Origin of the sequence: Panacagrimonas sp. (genome assembly GCF_965216805.1) — a bacterium.
Lineage (GTDB): Bacteria > Pseudomonadota > Gammaproteobacteria > Nevskiales > Nevskiaceae > Panacagrimonas.
The window spans coordinates 510002-525636 of sequence record NZ_CBDCGN010000002.1; the positions used below are offsets into that span (position 1 = coordinate 510002).

Annotated in this window: 16 protein-coding genes; 8 read left to right on the forward strand and 8 right to left on the reverse strand. The window is 64.9% G+C overall.

Annotated elements, in window-relative coordinates:
* Positions 1 to 6: 6 nt before the first annotated feature.
* On the forward strand, positions 7 to 1119 hold the full coding sequence (locus ACOOHP_RS02450; RefSeq protein WP_420464877.1) for an anhydro-N-acetylmuramic acid kinase: 1113 nt from the start codon (positions 7 to 9) through the stop codon (positions 1117 to 1119).
* Between the two features lie 167 nt (positions 1120 to 1286).
* Here the strand turns inward: ACOOHP_RS02450 and ACOOHP_RS02455 are convergent, their stop codons facing one another.
* Entirely contained in the window at positions 1287 to 3284 is a 1998-nt protein-coding gene (locus ACOOHP_RS02455) for a primosomal protein N' (protein ID WP_420464878.1), read from the reverse strand.
* 510 nt (positions 3285 to 3794) lie between these two features.
* Between ACOOHP_RS02455 and glnK the strand changes: the two genes are divergently transcribed.
* The 3 genes from glnK (at position 3795) to ACOOHP_RS02470 (ending at position 7100) form a co-directional block, all read left to right on the forward strand.
* Positions 3795 to 4133: a P-II family nitrogen regulator gene (gene glnK, locus ACOOHP_RS02460; protein WP_420464879.1), complete on the forward strand. Its 339-nt coding sequence runs from the start codon at positions 3795 to 3797 to the stop codon at positions 4131 to 4133.
* A 209-nt stretch (positions 4134 to 4342) separates the two neighbouring features.
* Positions 4343 to 5560 carry an ammonium transporter gene (locus tag ACOOHP_RS02465; protein WP_420466935.1) on the forward strand — a complete coding sequence of 406 codons (1218 nt, stop codon included), beginning with the start codon at positions 4343 to 4345 and terminating at the stop codon, positions 5558 to 5560.
* A gap of 238 nt (positions 5561 to 5798) precedes the next feature.
* Positions 5799 to 7100: an ammonium transporter gene (locus ACOOHP_RS02470; RefSeq protein ID WP_420466936.1), complete on the forward strand. Its 1302-nt coding sequence runs from the start codon at positions 5799 to 5801 to the stop codon at positions 7098 to 7100.
* Positions 7101 to 7277: 177 nt separating this feature from the next.
* Here ACOOHP_RS02470 and ACOOHP_RS02475 read toward each other — a convergent pair whose 3' ends face one another.
* From ACOOHP_RS02475 to dapF, 3 genes are all read right to left on the reverse strand, one after another.
* Complete coding sequence (locus tag ACOOHP_RS02475; protein ID WP_420464880.1) at positions 7278 to 7463, reverse strand: hypothetical protein; 186 nt, start codon at positions 7461 to 7463, stop codon at positions 7278 to 7280.
* A 169-nt stretch (positions 7464 to 7632) separates the two neighbouring features.
* Positions 7633 to 8346 (reverse strand): DUF484 family protein, encoded by a 714-nt coding sequence (locus ACOOHP_RS02480; RefSeq protein WP_420464881.1) that lies wholly within the window; start codon positions 8344 to 8346, stop codon positions 7633 to 7635.
* A 25-nt stretch (positions 8347 to 8371) separates the two neighbouring features.
* On the reverse strand, positions 8372 to 9202 hold the full coding sequence (gene dapF, locus ACOOHP_RS02485) for a diaminopimelate epimerase (RefSeq protein WP_420464882.1): 831 nt from the start codon (positions 9200 to 9202) through the stop codon (positions 8372 to 8374).
* A 76-nt stretch (positions 9203 to 9278) separates the two neighbouring features.
* On the opposite strand from dapF, the gene ACOOHP_RS02490 reads away from it, so the two are divergent.
* Complete coding sequence (locus tag ACOOHP_RS02490) at positions 9279 to 9752, forward strand: GFA family protein (RefSeq protein WP_420464883.1); 474 nt, start codon at positions 9279 to 9281, stop codon at positions 9750 to 9752.
* 2 nt (positions 9753 to 9754) lie between these two features.
* A complete protein-coding gene (locus ACOOHP_RS02495; RefSeq protein WP_420464884.1) occupies positions 9755 to 10462 on the forward strand; it encodes a hypothetical protein in 708 nt (235 codons plus the stop codon).
* Positions 10463 to 10556: 94 nt separating this feature from the next.
* On the opposite strand, the gene ACOOHP_RS02500 is transcribed toward ACOOHP_RS02495, so the two are convergent.
* Positions 10557 to 11153, reverse strand: a complete 597-nt coding sequence (locus ACOOHP_RS02500) for a glutathione S-transferase family protein (RefSeq protein ID WP_420464885.1) — start codon at positions 11151 to 11153, stop codon at positions 10557 to 10559.
* A gap of 76 nt (positions 11154 to 11229) precedes the next feature.
* Between ACOOHP_RS02500 and ACOOHP_RS02505 the strand changes: the two genes are divergently transcribed.
* Complete coding sequence (locus ACOOHP_RS02505; RefSeq protein WP_420464886.1) at positions 11230 to 11970, forward strand: sulfite exporter TauE/SafE family protein; 741 nt, start codon at positions 11230 to 11232, stop codon at positions 11968 to 11970.
* Positions 11961 to 12383, forward strand: coding sequence for a PaaI family thioesterase (locus ACOOHP_RS02510; protein WP_420464887.1), 423 nt, complete (start codon positions 11961 to 11963; stop codon positions 12381 to 12383). Before ACOOHP_RS02505 ends, ACOOHP_RS02510 begins: the two co-directional genes overlap by 10 nt.
* A 12-nt stretch (positions 12384 to 12395) precedes the next feature.
* On the opposite strand, the gene ACOOHP_RS02515 is transcribed toward ACOOHP_RS02510, so the two are convergent.
* The 3 genes from ACOOHP_RS02515 to ACOOHP_RS02525 form a co-directional block, all read right to left on the reverse strand.
* Positions 12396 to 13262, reverse strand: coding sequence for an alpha/beta hydrolase fold domain-containing protein (locus ACOOHP_RS02515; protein WP_420464888.1), 867 nt, complete (start codon positions 13260 to 13262; stop codon positions 12396 to 12398).
* A 268-nt stretch (positions 13263 to 13530) separates the two neighbouring features.
* Positions 13531 to 14301 (reverse strand): glutathione S-transferase family protein, encoded by a 771-nt coding sequence (locus tag ACOOHP_RS02520; RefSeq protein WP_420464889.1) that lies wholly within the window; start codon positions 14299 to 14301, stop codon positions 13531 to 13533.
* A gap of 239 nt (positions 14302 to 14540) precedes the next feature.
* Positions 14541 to 15572, reverse strand: a complete 1032-nt coding sequence (locus tag ACOOHP_RS02525) for an AraC family transcriptional regulator ligand-binding domain-containing protein (RefSeq protein WP_420464890.1) — start codon at positions 15570 to 15572, stop codon at positions 14541 to 14543.
* Positions 15573 to 15635 lie beyond the last annotated feature (63 nt).

Below are 15635 nucleotides of genomic sequence, written 5' to 3' on the forward strand. Positions count from 1 at the left end.
GCCGGCATGCCCGAGCGCTATATCGGGGCGATGTCGGGCACCAGTCAGGACGGCATCGATGCGGTCCTGGCGGAATTCGAAGACGGCCGCTTCGTGTCCGTGCTGGCGCATTGGACCGGCCACTACGAGCCGGCACTGCGCCCGGCGCTGCTGGAACTGAGCCGCGAGGCCACCCCGGTGACCCTGGCGGGCTACGCCCGGCTGGACCGCCAGGTGGCTGACGTGTTTGCCGATACCGTGCTGGCGCTGCTGCGCTCGGCCGGGGTGGATCCGCGCAGTGTCCGCGCAGTGGGCAGTCACGGCCAGACCGTGTTTCACGACGCGAAAGGCGTGCAATCCAGTCTGCAGCTCGGGGACCCTTCGCGGATCGCCGCGCGCCTGGGGATTCCGGTGGTGGCCGATTTCCGCCGCGCCGACGTCGCGCTGGGTGGTCACGGGGCGCCCCTGCTGCCGGTGTTCCACCACGCCTTGTTTGCCCGCGACGACGAGATTCGGGCGGTGCTCAACCTGGGCGGTATCGCCAATCTCACCCTGCTCCCCAACGCCGACCCCGGCCAGGTGCGCGGCTTCGACTGCGGCCCCGCCAACTGCCTGATGGACGAGTGGATCGAGCATCATCAAGGCAAGACCTGCGATCTCGATGGTGCCTGGGCCGGCCGCGGTACGCTGCTGCCGGACCTGCTGGCCGCATTGATGTCGGAGCCCTATTTCGGCCTGGGGGTACCCAAGAGCACCGGGCGCGGATTGTTCAATCTGGATTGGGTGGCGGCACGGGATCCGGTCCTGGCCGGTCGCGAACCGGCCGACGTGCAGCGCAGCCTGTGCGAGCTGACGGTACGCACGGTGGTGCAGGCTCTGCAACGGGAAGCCCCGGCCACACGTCGGCTGATCGTGTGCGGCGGCGGTACGCGTAACGGATTCCTGATGCACTGTTTAGGTGCGGCGTTGCCACAAGTGGTGGTGGAAACGGCCGGCGACCACGGTATCGAACCGCAATGCGTCGAGGCCGCTGCGTTCGCCTGGCTGGCCTGCCGACGCCTGCGCGGTGAAGCCGGCAACCTGCCGTCGGTCACCGGCGCGCGCCGTGCAGCGGTGCTGGGCGGCGTCTATGCGCCCTGAAGAAATCAGCGGCCACCTAAAAAAACGGCGATTAGCCACGGATCAATCCATAAACCTGCCGAAAATGGTCGCTTCACCGATCGGGTGACTTGATCGTCGCTGCCAAGTCGCCGAACTTCAACCCGTGTCATCCGTGAAATTCGCGGCAAGTGCTTTTCCCAGGGTCATCAGTAGAGATCCACCGGGTCCACGTCCACCGACCAGCGTAGGCGCCGAGCACCAGGAATTCCGGCCCAGTCCCCGACCTGCTCCTTGAGCACGACCTGCAGTCGCTGTCGGTGCGTGCTGCGCAGCAGCAGTTGCACGCGGTAGCGGCTGGCGCGGCGTTCCATCGGCGCTGGAACCGGGCCCATCACCTCCAGCCCGCAGTTGCCCAGCCGATCGGCCACTGCTTGCAGAAATTTGAGCGGCGCAGCAGCGTCCAGGGCGTCGGCGCGGATCAGCGCGAGATGACCGAACGGCGGCAGGCCGGCCATGCGCCGTTCCTCTAGCAGCTCGTCGGCCAGACCACGATAACCGTCGCGCAGCCAGCGCTGCAGTCGTGGATGCTGCGGCTGGTGCGTCTGCAGGATCACTTCGCCCAGGGTGTCGCCGCGTCCCGCGCGTCCCGACACCTGGGTGAGTAATTGGCCCATGCGTTCCAGCGCCCGGAAGTCGGCACTGAACAGGGCGGCGTCGGCGTCGACGACACCGACCAGGCTGAGTCGGGGAAAATCGTGACCCTTGGCCAGCATCTGGGTGCCGACCAGAATGCACGGCCGCCCTCGCCGAACCTCGTCGAGCAAGCGTTCCAGCTCGCCCGCGCGACCGACGCGGTCGGAGTCGAAGCGTTCGACCGGAATCCGCGGAAAGATGGTTCGCAGCGCGTCCTCCAACCGCTCGGTGCCCTGGCCGACCGGCACCAAATGCGTGCCGGAACATTGCTCGCAGCGCAGCGGTACCCGGGCGGCGTTGCCACAGTGATGGCAGATCATGCGTCCACGCGCACGGTGCAGGGTCATGCGCGCGTCGCAGGCCGTACATGGCGCCACCCAACCGCACTCATGACATAGCAGGGCCGGCGCGTAGCCGCGACGGTTGACGAACATCAGCGCCTGACCGCCGGCCGCGGTATGCCGGTGCAGGGCTTCCAGCAATGTCGGCGACAGGCCGTCGCTCAGGTGCAGGCCGCGCATGTCGGCCAGGCGCAGATTCGGCATCGCCCGCGCCTGCACACGCGTGTCGATGCGCCAGTGCCGGTAACGGCCACGTCGGGCGTTGTGCAGCGTCTCCAGCGCAGGAGTGGCCGAACCCAGCAGTACCGGAATGTGGGCCTGACGCGCACGCATGATGGCGCTGTCGCGTGCGGAGTAGCGGAAGCCCTCCTGCTGCTTGTAGGAGACGTCGTGCTCTTCGTCGACCACGATCATCGCCAGCCGCGGCATCGGTACGAATACCGCGGAGCGCGTGCCGACCAGGATACGACAACGGCCGTCGGCCGCCGCCAGCCAGGCCTGACGGCGCTGGGCCTCGGTCAGACCGGAGTGGAAAATTCCAACGTCGTCGCCGAAGCGCTGGCGAAAGCGGTCCAGCAGTTGCGGCGTCAGGCCGATCTCAGGCGTCAGGACCATGGCCTGACCGCCGGCTTGCATCGCGTCGGCGATCCAGCGCAGATAGACCTCGGTTTTGCCGCTGCCGGTAACGCCTTCGATCAGGCTCACCGAAAAGCCGGCAACGCCGGACCGCAACGCGGCCAGCACGCTTTGCTGTTCCGGCGTGGGCAACGGCTGCGAGGCGGCGGCGAGGGCGTCGAACTCCTGGCGCGGCCGGGCAACCGCTTTCCGCGCCCTGCGGCCCGGTATGCGTGCCACGCGCAGGCTGGCCGGCAGTGCCGCGGCCAGGACTTCGCCGATGGGATGCGAGTAGTAATCGGCCGCCCAGCGGCACAACTCGAGAATGGCCGCCGGAACCAACGGCTCGGGATCCAGGCAACGCAGCACCGGCCGGCACGCCAAGCCGTCGGCGGCCACTGCGGTCGGTGATTCCAGCGCCACCCCTACCACTTGCCGCCGTCCCAGCGGCACCAGCAAGCGATGCCCGGGACGGATATCGAGCTCGCCAGCCAGATAGTCGAGCGGGTGACGGAAGGGGGCAGGCACCGCGACCCGCACGCGCCGTTCCATCATGGGGCGAAACTGTGGATAAGCCTGTGAATTTGCGATCGGATGGTGCCCATCACGTTCAGCTTGGAGCGTAAGCCGACGTCATCCCAGCGCGTGAAATGGCCAATAAGTTAATTAAATTCATATTGATGGATTTACATTGCAGCAATTTGAATGAACTTGGGGTTGACGCCATGCCCTCTGTATGAGCGGCTCGGAAATGTGCATAAGCGATTCGTTTGACCCCGGCGCCATGCCTCCGAAGCCGCACAAGCGACGCCGCAGAAGACCCGACGAGTGTGGTGCATCCGCAGCGTCGATGCACCGATTCCAACTGGATTGCGCGCCGAGATGCGAGCGACGGGCGCGATGCACCGCAATGGTGCGTTGTCGCGACGATATCGCCTGCAAAACCGATCCGTGGCGCCCGATGTGGCTGGCACGCTCCGTGCTCAACCCGCCTTGGTGCCGGCCCGGGGATTCGAGGTCAGTGCATGTATCTAGACCTTACGCAGCTTAATCAAGGAGTTACAAATGAAATTGATTACAGCCATCATCAAGCCTTTCAAGCTCGATGAAGTGCGCGAGGCGCTATCCGAAATTGGCGTGGCCGGCATTACGGTGACTGAAGTCAAAGGCTTCGGTCGCCAGAAAGGCCACACCGAGCTTTATCGGGGCGCCGAATACGTGGTGGATTTTCTGCCCAAAGTGAAGATCGAGGTGGCCCTCGACGACGACAAGGTCGACGCCGCCATCGACGCGATCAGCAAGGCAGCGCACACGGGAAAGATCGGAGACGGGAAGATTTTCGTTTTCAGTCTCGATCAGGCCGTTCGCATTCGCACCGGCGAGACCGGCAAAGACGCCCTCTAACGGAGCCATTCCCAATGATGCGTAACTTTCTGGCTGTAATGATGATGACCCTGGTCTGCGCGTTTGCGCCGGCCTGGGCCCAGGATGAAGCACCCGCAGAAGCAACGGTGGAGGCTGTGGAAGAGGTCGCCACGGAAGCTGCGGAAGTGGTGGAGGAAGCGGTGGTAGAAGTTGCTGCAGCGATCACCACCACCGAGTTGGCGTACGCGATGGATACGTTCTACTTCCTTATTGCCGGCGCATTCGTCATGTGGATGGCGGCGGGATTCGCGATGCTTGAGGCAGGCTTGGTCCGGTCCAAGAGCACGGTCGAAATCCTGACCAAAAACATCGCGCTGTTCGCGATTGCCTGCGTGATGTATCTCGTGATCGGTTACAACTTTATGTATACCGAAGCGGGCATGTATTTCCCGGGCATCGATTTCATCCTTTCGATGGATGACAACACTGCCGAAGCGGTGCTGGCAGGTGGGGAAGAGCCGCCTTACTACTCTTCGCTGTCTGACTTTTTCTTCCAGGTGGTGTTTGTAGCCACAGCGATGTCCATCGTTTCGGGTGCAGTGGCAGAGCGCATGAAGCTGTGGTCTTTCCTGGCCTTCGCTGTTGTGATGACTGCGGTGATCTACCCGATCCAGGGTATGTGGAGCTGGGGCGGCGGTTTCCTCGGTGAAACCTTCGGGTACTCCGACTATGCGGGTTCGGGCATCGTCCACATGTGCGGTGCTGCAGCGGCTCTTGCCTTGGTCATTCTGATTGGACCTCGCAAAGGCAAGTACGGGGCAGACGGCCGGATCAACCCGATTCCGGGCGCCAACCTGCCCCTGGCGACGCTGGGCACGTTCATCCTCTGGATGGGCTGGTTCGGCTTCAACGGCGGCTCTGAGCTCAAGCTGGCGGCAGTGGACTCGGCCAACAACGTGGCGCGTGTCTTCGTCAACACCAACATGGCAGCCGCCGGTGGCGTGATCGCAGCGTTGCTGATGGCCAAGATCCGGTTCGGCAAGGCTGACCTGACCATGGCGCTCAACGGCGCGCTGGCGGGCTTGGTATCGATCACTGCGGATCCGCTGTCGCCTTCGTCCTTGCTGGCCACGGGTATCGGTGCGGTCGGTGGCCTGATCGTGTTCATGTCCATTCTGATGCTCGACAAGCTCAAGCTCGATGATCCGGTCGGTGCCATCTCGGTGCACGGTACCGCCGGCATCTGGGGCGTGCTGGCGGTGCTGCTGGCCAACAGCGAGGCGACGTTCATGGGTCAGGCCACGGGCATCGTGGTGATCTTCGCCTGGACCTTCGCCACCACCATGATCGTGGGTTTGATCATTAAGGCGGTGATGGGTCTGCGCATCTCCGAGGAAGAGGAGCACGAAGGAGCGGACCTCGCCGAGTGCGGTATGGAAGCGTATCCAGAGTTCAAGCAGTCGTAAGTGAGTACCAAAGGCGGCGCCGGTGTTCGGCGCCGCTTTTTTGAGAGTTGATCCGGCCGCGCCCGGAGCGTCACACCGAATGAAATTCCAAGGAGCTGGGAAGATGATTCGCAAATGGGGGATCGCCTTGATGCTGGCAAGCGCGCTGGGAGTCGGCGCCACCGCATCCTGGGCACAGGATGAAATACCGGCGACACCAGCCGAGGTGATAGAAGGCGCAGCACCGGCCGAAGAATCGATGGCTGAACCCGTCGCACTGGCCGCTGAAGAAGAAGTCGAGGCCGCCCCCACGCTGGATACCGGCGACACCGCGTGGATGATTGTGGCGACGGTGCTGGTTCTGTTCATGACCATTCCCGGCTTGTCACTTTTCTATGCCGGCATGGTGCGATCCAAGAACGTGTTGTCGGTGATGATGCAGTGCTTCGCCATCTGCTCGCTGATGTCGGTGGTTTGGATGGTGTACGGCTACAGCATGTCGTTCGACACCACGGGGATGGAGTCCGGCGTGCTCAACGTCGCCAGTTTCGTCGGTGGCTTTGATCGCTTGTTTTTGTCGGGGCTGACCCTCGACGGCCTGGTTGGCACGATTCCCGAATCGGTCTTCATCACCTTCCAGATGACCTTCGCCATCATCACGCCGGCGCTGATCGTGGGCGCGTTTGCCGAGCGCATGAAGTTCTCTTCCATGCTCCTGTTCATGCTGCTCTGGGGCACGTTCTGCTACTTCCCGATGGTGCACATGGTGTGGAGTGGCGACGGCGCCCTGATGTGGGACTGGGGTGTGCTCGATTTTGCCGGCGGCACGGTGGTGCATATCAACGCCGGTATCGCGGGGCTGGTTGCTGCGCTGGTGCTGGGCAAGCGTCGTGGCTACGGCACCACGGCCATGCCTCCGAACAACCTCGGCTACACCATGATCGGTGCCAGCATGCTGTGGGTCGGCTGGTTTGGATTCAACGCCGGATCAGCGGTGTCGGCCGGCGCTGCGGCCGGCATGGCCATGCTCGTGACCCAGATTGCCACCGCGGGTGCGGCCCTGACCTGGATGTTCGCCGAATGGGTGCTGCACCGTAAGCCCTCCGTCCTAGGTGTTGCGTCCGGCGCCGTTGGTGGTCTGGTAGCCATCACGCCCGCTTCGGGAACGGTGGGTCCGAGTGGCGCGTTGATCATCGGTATCGCGGCTGGCCTGATCTGCTTCCTGGCCTCCACCCGACTCAAGAAAGCGCTGGGCTATGACGATTCGCTGGACGTGTTCGGTGTCCATGCGGTGGGCGGTATCGTCGGCGCCCTCCTGACGGGGGTGTTTGCTTTTCCCTCGATGGGTGGCGTTTGGACCCCGGGCGAGGGCGCCACTATTGGTGGTCAGGTCTGGATCCAGTTCAAGAGTGTGATCTTTACCGTGGTCTACACCGGAATTTTGAGCTTCATCCTGCTCAAGATCGTTGCGGTGGTCACCGGCGGGCTGCGCGTAACCGAAGAAGCCGAGAACGAGGGACTCGATCTCAATCAACACAACGAACGCGGTTACATCCTTTAAGTACAAGGTGGGTGCCGACGTTCGGCGCTCGCCTTTTCATGCCTCCCAGGGGTGTTGTGTTGGGGCGGATCCAAGGATCCGCCCATTTTTTTGCCGGTCGCGGGGGCTTGCTTCACCGAACCCGGGCACAAAAAAAGACCCCGTCCAGCGGGGTCTTTTTTATGCAGCGCCGGACGTTTACTCGGCGGCGGGTGCTTCGGCTTCCGGTGCCGCTTCTTCCATTGCAGGCGCCGCTTCTTCCGCTGCGGGCTCTTCCATCGCAGGGGCGGTGGGTTCGACGGGCGGAGCGGGTTCGTCCTTCTTGCCGCAGGCAGCGAGGAAGACCACGGAGGACAGGCCCAGGGCCAGAATCAGGTTACGCATGTGAGCAACTCCCATAATGACTTTCGAGATGTATCGCGCGAATCGGTCCAAACTCGCGGACCGCGCGCATTTATTCAGTTTTTTGCGCACTGCACAAGAGCGGTCGACGGTCCGACCGAATGGCGCTCAAGCCAGTGCGGAGGCAGCATAGAAACGCCCTGAGCAGGGCTCAGGTCAGCTTGGCCCGCGCCGCCGCAGCCACCAGTTCGGCGATCATTTCCAGGAACATCCGCCCCTGCCGCGGTTGGAAACGCTGCGGGTCGCGTGAGCCTAGCACCAGCATACCGAGCGTCTTTTCCTTTTCCAGCGGGACCACCGCGGCCGACTGCGGCAGCTCGACCGCTTTGGGAAACAGCAGCCGTGCCTGCGCCTCGGCCAGCGGCCCGCACTCGATCAGCTTGGTGCGGAAAAAGTTATCGAAGCTGCGGGCGATGGCCCCTTCCGGGTCCAATCGTGCCAGGCCCTCGATATCGCTGCGCTTGAGCACCCCCGACATCAGACCCACGAACACTTCGTCGATGCCGAAATCCTCGCGCATGCGGGTCTGCAGTCCGAGGATGGCGCTGGCCAGGGTCGGTGCGCGGATCAGGGTGCGGGCCAGCCGATGCACGCTGGTGGCACGCTTTTCGTTGTCCCGCGCAGCGTCCAGCAGGTTGCTGAGCCGATCTTCGAGGCGCTGACTGCGACCGCGCAGGATGTCTACCTGGCGTTCGATCAGCGATACCGCCGAGCCCGCGGCATGCGCCAGTTCCAGGGACTCCAGCAACTCCGGATAACGGCTCAGAAAGTCCGGATGCTCGCGCAGATAGCTCGCTACCTGTTCGTCGGTCAGCGCCGATGACACGGCCGGATTCTGCGCCGGTGCTTCCACGGATCGGCTCATGCGGCCCCGGCTCCTGCGATGCGATTCAACATGCCAACTCCCCCTTGAAGACGGTCAATGCCGGGCCGGTCAGCCGCAGCGGCTGCGCCTGTCCGGCCCATTCGATGCAAAGGCTGCCGCCACGCACGTTCACCTGCACGCGCTCGTCCACACGATCCCACAGCCGTGCCACGGCCACCGCCGCACAAGCGCCGCTGCCGCAAGCCAGGGTTTCGCCGGACCCGCGCTCGAACACGCGCAGGCGCACCTGCGTGCGCGACACGATCTGCACAAAGCCGACGTTGACCCGCTGCGGGAAATCCGCATGAACCTCCAGTCGCGGGCCTAACGTTTCCACCGGCGCGAGATCGATATCGGCAACTTCCATCACCAGATGTGGGTTGCCCATGCCGACCGCACCGAAGCTCAGGGTTTGGCCATCCACTGCGCGCTGATAACGCAAGGCGCGCGCGGGCTCCAGAAACGGAATCTGGTCGGGTTCGAAACGCGGCACGCCCATGTTCACCGTGACCTGGCCATCGTCGCGTAGCAGAAGCTCCAGCGCCGCCGTGCGTGTGCGCACGCGCAACGCCGACTTGTCCGACAGCCCCTGCTCGACCACGAAGCGGGCCAGGCAACGCGCGCCGTTGCCGCACTGACCCACTTCGGAGCCGTCGGCATTGAAGATGCGGTAGTCGAAATCCACGTCCGGCGATGACGGCGCTTCCACCACCAGAACCTGATCGCAGCCCACGCCGAAACGGCGGTCGGTGAGCCGCTGCAACAGCGCTGGCGTCGGCTCGAAGCGCGCGCGCGTGGCATCGATCACGACGAAGTCGTTGCCGGTACCGTGCATCTTGGTAAAGCGCAGGGTCATGGTGCGAAAACGCCCGCTGGGCGGGCATGAGGACTGTTATATTGTATTGACTTTCAGGTCAGCCGGCAGCGCCCCGATGTCGTCGAACCTTGACTCCGCCGCTTTCGCCGACGCCGCCCTTGCCACCCATCGCGGCGGCTGTCACTGCGGCGACGTGCGTTTCGAGTTTCGCGCGCCGCGCCGCGTGATGCTGCAGCGCTGCAACTGTTCGATCTGCAGCATGACCGGTTATCTGCACCTGATCGTACCCGCCGCGCATTTCAGGCTGTTGACCGATCCCGCAGGCCTGGCCAGCTACCGTTTCAACACCGGCGTGGCCGATCACCGCTACTGCCGCCGCTGTGGCATCAAGAGTTTCTACGTGCCGCGCTCCAACCCCGACGGGTTCTCCATTCACTTCGGCTGCGTGGACGCGAGCAGCTTCGAAGACGTGCAGATCGAAGATTTCGACGGCCGCAACTGGGAGCAGCACGCCGGTGCGCTCGCACACCTGTCGCAAACCGCGACCGCACCCGCGGCGCGACCGGGCCCGGATAACGAGCGCCGCTGAACTTGGCCACCTGCTTCTGCACGCTGGCCATTCACCCGCCCTACCGCCAGCGCGCACGTCTGTTGTGCGCAGATACCGGCTCGATACCCTGGGTTGTATTGACCGACGAGCCCGCCGACTTCGATGAACTGCCGCAGGTGCAGGCGGTCCGTCACGTGCCGACCGGACCCATGGCCATCGACTATCTGGCCCGGATGCCGGATATCCGCGGCCGCAAGGGCTCGGCCGCCTACCACGACAAGCGCCATGTACTGGCGTACAGCCTTGAGCGCTTTGACACCGCCATCTTCTTCGACGCCGATACCCGGCTGCGGGAACTGCCGGCGTTGCCGACGTTTCCGCCCGGGCTGTCGGTGCTGCCGGTGATACGGCACAGCGTGGACCAGCATCTTTCCAAGTGGGGTGCATGGCGGCGGCCAGCGTTCGAGGATCTGGCCCGAGAGTTGGCCGGGGACCCGGCGGTGCTGGCGCGTGCGCCCTGGTGCCTGGAGTCCGCCATGGCGATCACGCGGGATACCCGGCAGGCCCAGTTCTTCGATTACTGGGGCCGCGCGGCGGATTACCTGCAGTCGCGCGAAATGTATTCGGGCGAGGGCGGCGTCATCGGCCTGGCCGCGTATCTCGCGGGCTGGTCGGTCGACTACCGCGCATGGGCACCGCTCGCGAGCTGCATCAGCCACGAAGGTCGTGGCCCCAAGGGCGCGTCGTAGGCGGTCGCCAGGCAGGCGTTGGTTTCGCCTGCGCTACCTTGCGTGCCGCGGCGGCAACTCTCGAGCCGTCCACCGCTCTTCGGCGTTCCCAGGCTCACTGCATCGGAACCAGTCCCGGCTGCGACCACACCCGCTGCAGCCATGCGCGTACCAACGGGTAGTTGCCAAGGTCGTAGCCGCCCTGATGCGCGACCTGGGTGTAAGCGCACAGTGCGATGTCCGCCACCGTGTACCCGCATTCGCAGATGAACGGGCTGCGCGCCAACTGCGCCTCCATCACCCCGAGCGCGGCGTAACCGCGCGGCATGGCCTCATTGATGCGCTCGCGCCGCAGTTCGGCCTCGCCGAGCAGGTGCACCCAGAAGCGCACGGTGGCGATGTAGGGCTCGTGCGAATACTGCTCGAAGAACAGCCACTCCATCACCTTGGCGCGGGCGTAACGATCCTGCGGCAGCAGCGGCGTGCCTTCGGACAGGTACACCAGCATGGCGTTGGATTCAGCCAGAAATTGCCCGGATTCGAGTTCTAGCAAGGGCACGCGGCCGTTGGGATTGCGTACCAGGAATTCCGGCGTGCGGCTCTGGCCCTGCAGGATGTTCACCTCGACCCACTGGTAGGGCAGCGCCAGTTGATCCATCAGGGTGGCCACCTTCCAGCAGTTGCCGGAACCGGTCATGCCGTAGAGCTTCATCGCGGGCCTCGCAGAAAAGGATCTCTCGCTGCCAGCTTCGCCGCATCGCGAACCCGCGGCAACGGATAATGCGCCGGTGGACCCCCTCGTTCCGATCCTGACGCTGTTCGCCTTTCTGACCGCGGCGCTGTCGGCGTTCACCGGTCTGGGCGGCGGCACCGTCCTGATCGCGGCGTTCTTCGCGCTGGGCATGACGCCGGTGGAGGCGGTGCCGCTGTTTGCCGCGGTGCAGTTCGTCTCCAACGCCTCGCGCACGGTGGCCTACGTACGCCATGTGGAATGGCGCGGCGCCGGCTGGTTCGCGCTGATGGCGGTGGCGGCCACCGTGCTGGTGGCGCCGTATGCGGCGGGCGTCGACGTGGACGTGGTGCGCCTGATCCTGGCCGGCCTGATCCTGGTCTCGCTGCTGCCGACCCGGCATAACCTCGCGCCGCTGCCACCACGGGCATCGTTCATCGTGGCCGGACTGCTCAACGGTGGCCTGGGCATGTTCGTGGGCGCTACCGGTCCCTTCACCGGGCGCCTGTTTCTACGGCCGGAATGGACCAAGGAAACCACCATCGCCACCCTGGCCTTCACCCAGGTGCTGGGCCACGGGCTGCGGGTGCTGGCCTACGGCGCGATCGGCTACAGCGCGTTCGCGCGGCCCGAGCTGCTGTTGCCGCTGTGCGTGGCGGCGATCCTTGGCACCTGGGCAGGCAAGCATCTCAATCGGCGCATCAGCGGCGAGCAGTTCACCGGCCTGTTCAAGGCGGTCCTGCTGATACTGTCGGTCAAACTCGTTTACGACTCCTTGAGGGGATTTGGATGGATCTGAAGCTGGTGCTGAGCGCATCCGAAGTGGTGCAACTGATCACGGCCGGATTCAAGTCCGATACGCCGTTCTTTCATGTCGACGAACTGCAGCCCGGCTTCGCACGCGTGCACATGCCGTTTCGCAAGTGGATGCTGCGACCCGGCGGTGTCATTTCGGGGCCCGCGCTGTTCACCACCGCAGACCTGGCGATGTATGCGCTGGTGCTGTCGCATCTGGGGCCGCGGATGATGGCAGTCACCTCCAACCTCAATCTCAACTTTCTCAACAAAGGTCTGGCCGCGGACGTGCATGCCGAGGCCAGCCTGCTCAAGCTCGGTCGCAAGCTGGCGGTGATGGAGGTCAGGCTGTGCTGCGGCGACGATCCCACCCTGGTGGCACAGGCCACCGGCAGTTACAGCCTGCCTTCGGCCTAAGGCCTCGGGCACTCAGCGCAGGTAGCGGTCCAGAAAATCCAGCGCCGCCTGCACCGCCTTGCCGTCGGCGAAGAAGCCGCTGATGTGGCCGTGGCCGTGAATCACGAACAGTTCGTTGGGCACTCCGGCCGCGCTCAACGCCACGCGGTAGTTCTCGGCTTGTTCGAACGGCACGTAATCGTCGAGCGTGGCGTGGTACTGGAACACCGGCGGATGCCCGGGCCGGACGTAGGTGATGGGCGATGCGGCACGAAAGGTGTCGAAGATCTCGTCGCGTTCGCCGCCGAGGAAATTCGGCACCAGATAGCCACCTTCGTAAGCGGCCAGATCGCTCGGATTGCCGCCGGCCACCAGCGCTTTCATCTGCGTGTTGGCAGCCCCCAGCTCGGGGTCGTCCGCCACCGCCGCGGTCAGCGAGATCAGATGCGCGCCGGCGGAGTAACCGAAACCGCCGATGCGATCCGGATCGATGCCGTAGGCCGCAGCCTGTTCGCGCATCCAGCGGGCCGCCTGCTGCACGTCCTGCAACTGCGCAGGAAAGATGTGCTCCGGCACCAGCCGGTAGGTGCTGTTCACCACCAGATAGCCGCGCGTCGCGATGCGCTCGGCCAGGCCCTCCACCTGATCGCGATCACCGCGTTTCCAGGCGCCGCCATGCACCAGCAGCACCGAGGGATGCGGGCCCTTGGCTTCCGGCGTGTAGATGTCCGCCAGCAGCTCCTGCGGCCAGCCTGGCGGGCTCACCACTACGTCGCGAACCACGCTGTAGCCACCGACCACCGGCGCCGGCGGCGGTGAGGCCGGCTTGCCGATATGGGTGGTGCCGCAGGCGCTCAGCAGCAGCGCGATCAATGCCAGGACAAGAGCTGAAAGTTTCATGCCGACGCGGCCTCAAGATCAGTTGGACCTTACGCACCCCAGGCTTGGGCAGACGCAATGCCGGTGTCGGAGTGCGGACGCTGGGCGCAGCGGCCGCACTGCTACCGCTCCTGGCGCCGGTCAGGAAAGGTCTGCAATAGGGTCCGTGATCAGCGCCAACAAACAAACACCGCGAGTAGGGCGGCCCGTGGCCGCCGATTCATGCTCGGAATGCCTGACCAACAGGAACGGTTCTATCGCACCGGGACCTTGCATGGAAACCCGGGCGTTACGCCACAGCTCTGACAATCTCCGCGCTCCGCCCGCGATGCTGCCGATAGATGCCGGCCGCCCATTGCGCCGCAGGGTGCTCGATCAGCGCCGCGCGGTACGCTTGCAGATAGGACGGCAGCTCCACCTGCAGCGGGTATTGAAGTTCCGGCGGCTGCAGCGCCGGGGCCAGCAGCGCAGCCGCGGTCAGGTCCGCCACGCTGAAGGCCTCGCCAACCAGATATGCACGGCCATGACGTTGCTGCTCGATGCGGTCCAGCGCGGCTGCCACGATGGCGCGGTCCTTCTCCAGATTCGCCGCACTGATTTTGTGGCGCAGCCGGTAGAACGCCGGAAACACCCTCAGCAGGGGACGCAAACTGCGGTAGGCCTGCTCCGGCATGCCGGTGGTCAACACGCGCAGTGCAATGTCCGGATCATCGCGGAACAGCGGCGTGACAACGGCCGCACGCAGCGCCGGCCCCAGGGTTTCATCCAGATCCTCCTCCAGCGCCAGCGCGCGTTCACGCACGGAGGCATCCTGCGGATACAGCGGCGGATCCGGATAGCGCGTCTCCAGCCGGTCGATGATGCGCGTGGAGTCGGCTATCGCCGCGCCGTCCAGCCACAGGATCGGCAAATGACCCTGCCCGGTGGCCCGCCACGCACGGATCAAATAGTTTGGCCCCAGCACGCGACGGCGATGGGCGATGCCCTTGTAGTCCAGCGCCCAGCGCACCTTTTCGTTGAAGTGCGACAGCGGGATGTGCCAGAGCAGTGGGGTGTTCATGGTGGGCTCTAGTCGCGTTGACTGTTCTCTCAGCCAGCTTGGCCCGGATGAAATCCGGGATTTTTTCGATCTAAAGAATGAATCTTGAAGGATGGACTGCCCCGGATTTCATCCGGGCTACGACGACTGACCGGTCGAGCAGAGTGCACTCCCGCCGGCGACGCTTTGCGGGCAACGCCAGCCGCTGGATGGGGGCATATGCTGTTCCGCGGCGTGCAGCTCTGCCGCGCGCCTCCGGCTCAGTCTTGCGCCCGGCTTCGCCGCAACCGCCCCGGTGGATGCCCGGTCCAGCGCTTGAAGGCGCGCTGGAAGCTTGCCTCGTCGGCAAAGCCCAGTTCCTGTGCCAGCGCCAGGGTGGGCGTGGCGCTGGTCTGCAACCGGTAGATCGCCCAGTCACGACGCAGGTGGTCGCGAAGGGTCTGGAACGAGGTCTGGTCCTTGGCCAGATGACGCTGCAGTGAGCTGGGCGAGCAATGCAGTGCGTCTGCGGTCTGCTTCAGGTCCTGCCACTGGCCGTGGCGGGTGTGTTCGAGTTGCAGGTGCGCACGCACGCGGTCGGCGTAGCGGGTGGCGATGACCGGCACCACCATGTCGAGCACGGCTTTCTCCAGATAATCGGCCAGCGTGCTGGCGTCGCGGCGCACCGGACCCTGCATGCGAGCGGACTGGAACCAGATGGCGGAGTGCGCGGCGCCGAACACCAGCTCGGTCGGAAAGATGTTGAGGTAGAAGTCGCCATGCGCAGGCCGCGGGAACGCCAGCTCCACGCGCTCGGCGCGCAGCCTGCCGGTGTCCAGCCAGCTCATCAGGCGCCACATCAACCGCAGCAGCAGGCCATGCACGAACGGCCGCTCGGCGACCGCGGCGGTGACGAAGCGCAGGATCACGCGCACATGACGGCCATCGTCCTCCAGCACCGGCGTCAGATCGTCCTGCAGCAGGCTCAAGGTGCGCAGGTACTGATCGAGGGCTTCGACCAGGGTGGCGCCGCCGTGCAGTGCCGCCGAGGCCAGCAGCGCGTAGCTGCCCCGGCGCAGCTTGCGCGTGAACAGGCCCATCGTTTCGTCGTTGAGCGCCGCCATCGCGCGAAGCAGCAGCCGGGCGTACTGCGTGGCGCTGACGTAGTGGTCGCGATCCAGTGGCAGCAGCGGATCGATGCCGGCAGCTTCCAGCAGCGGCGCGGTGTCGATTCCCTGGTGGCGCACGCCGGCCAGCGCTTCGAATGCGAAGACGGCCGGAATGGCGACAGGGGCGTCTGCAGGCACGGACACGGATCGGGCTGATGGATAGTGCAAGTTGAATGCGGTCTGCCGCCATGGTGCACGCCGGGCGCG

Bases quoted from the DNA above. Each gene is read 5' to 3' on its own strand.
- ACOOHP_RS02520 (WP_420464889.1), bottom strand. From the start codon at position 14,301: ATGAACACCCCACTGCTCTGGCACATCCCGCTGTCGCACTTCAACGAA.
- ACOOHP_RS02465 (WP_420466935.1), top strand. From the start codon at position 4,343: ATGGATACGTTCTACTTCCTTATTGCCGGCGCATTCGTCATGTGGATG.
- ACOOHP_RS02510 (WP_420464887.1), top strand. From the start codon at position 11,961: ATGGATCTGAAGCTGGTGCTGAGCGCATCCGAAGTGGTGCAACTGATC.
- ACOOHP_RS02490 (WP_420464883.1), top strand. From the start codon at position 9,279: ATGTCGTCGAACCTTGACTCCGCCGCTTTCGCCGACGCCGCCCTTGCC.
- ACOOHP_RS02450 (WP_420464877.1), top strand. From the start codon at position 7: ATGCCCGAGCGCTATATCGGGGCGATGTCGGGCACCAGTCAGGACGGC.
- ACOOHP_RS02515 (WP_420464888.1), bottom strand. From the start codon at position 13,262: ATGAAACTTTCAGCTCTTGTCCTGGCATTGATCGCGCTGCTGCTGAGC.
- ACOOHP_RS02480 (WP_420464881.1), bottom strand. From the start codon at position 8,346: ATGAGCCGATCCGTGGAAGCACCGGCGCAGAATCCGGCCGTGTCATCG.
- glnK (WP_420464879.1), top strand. From the start codon at position 3,795: ATGAAATTGATTACAGCCATCATCAAGCCTTTCAAGCTCGATGAAGTG.
- ACOOHP_RS02500 (WP_420464885.1), bottom strand. From the start codon at position 11,153: ATGAAGCTCTACGGCATGACCGGTTCCGGCAACTGCTGGAAGGTGGCC.
- ACOOHP_RS02455 (WP_420464878.1), bottom strand. From the start codon at position 3,284: ATGATGGAACGGCGCGTGCGGGTCGCGGTGCCTGCCCCCTTCCGTCAC.
- ACOOHP_RS02470 (WP_420466936.1), top strand. From the start codon at position 5,799: ATGGCTGAACCCGTCGCACTGGCCGCTGAAGAAGAAGTCGAGGCCGCC.
- ACOOHP_RS02475 (WP_420464880.1), bottom strand. From the start codon at position 7,463: ATGCGTAACCTGATTCTGGCCCTGGGCCTGTCCTCCGTGGTCTTCCTC.
- dapF (WP_420464882.1), bottom strand. From the start codon at position 9,202: ATGACCCTGCGCTTTACCAAGATGCACGGTACCGGCAACGACTTCGTC.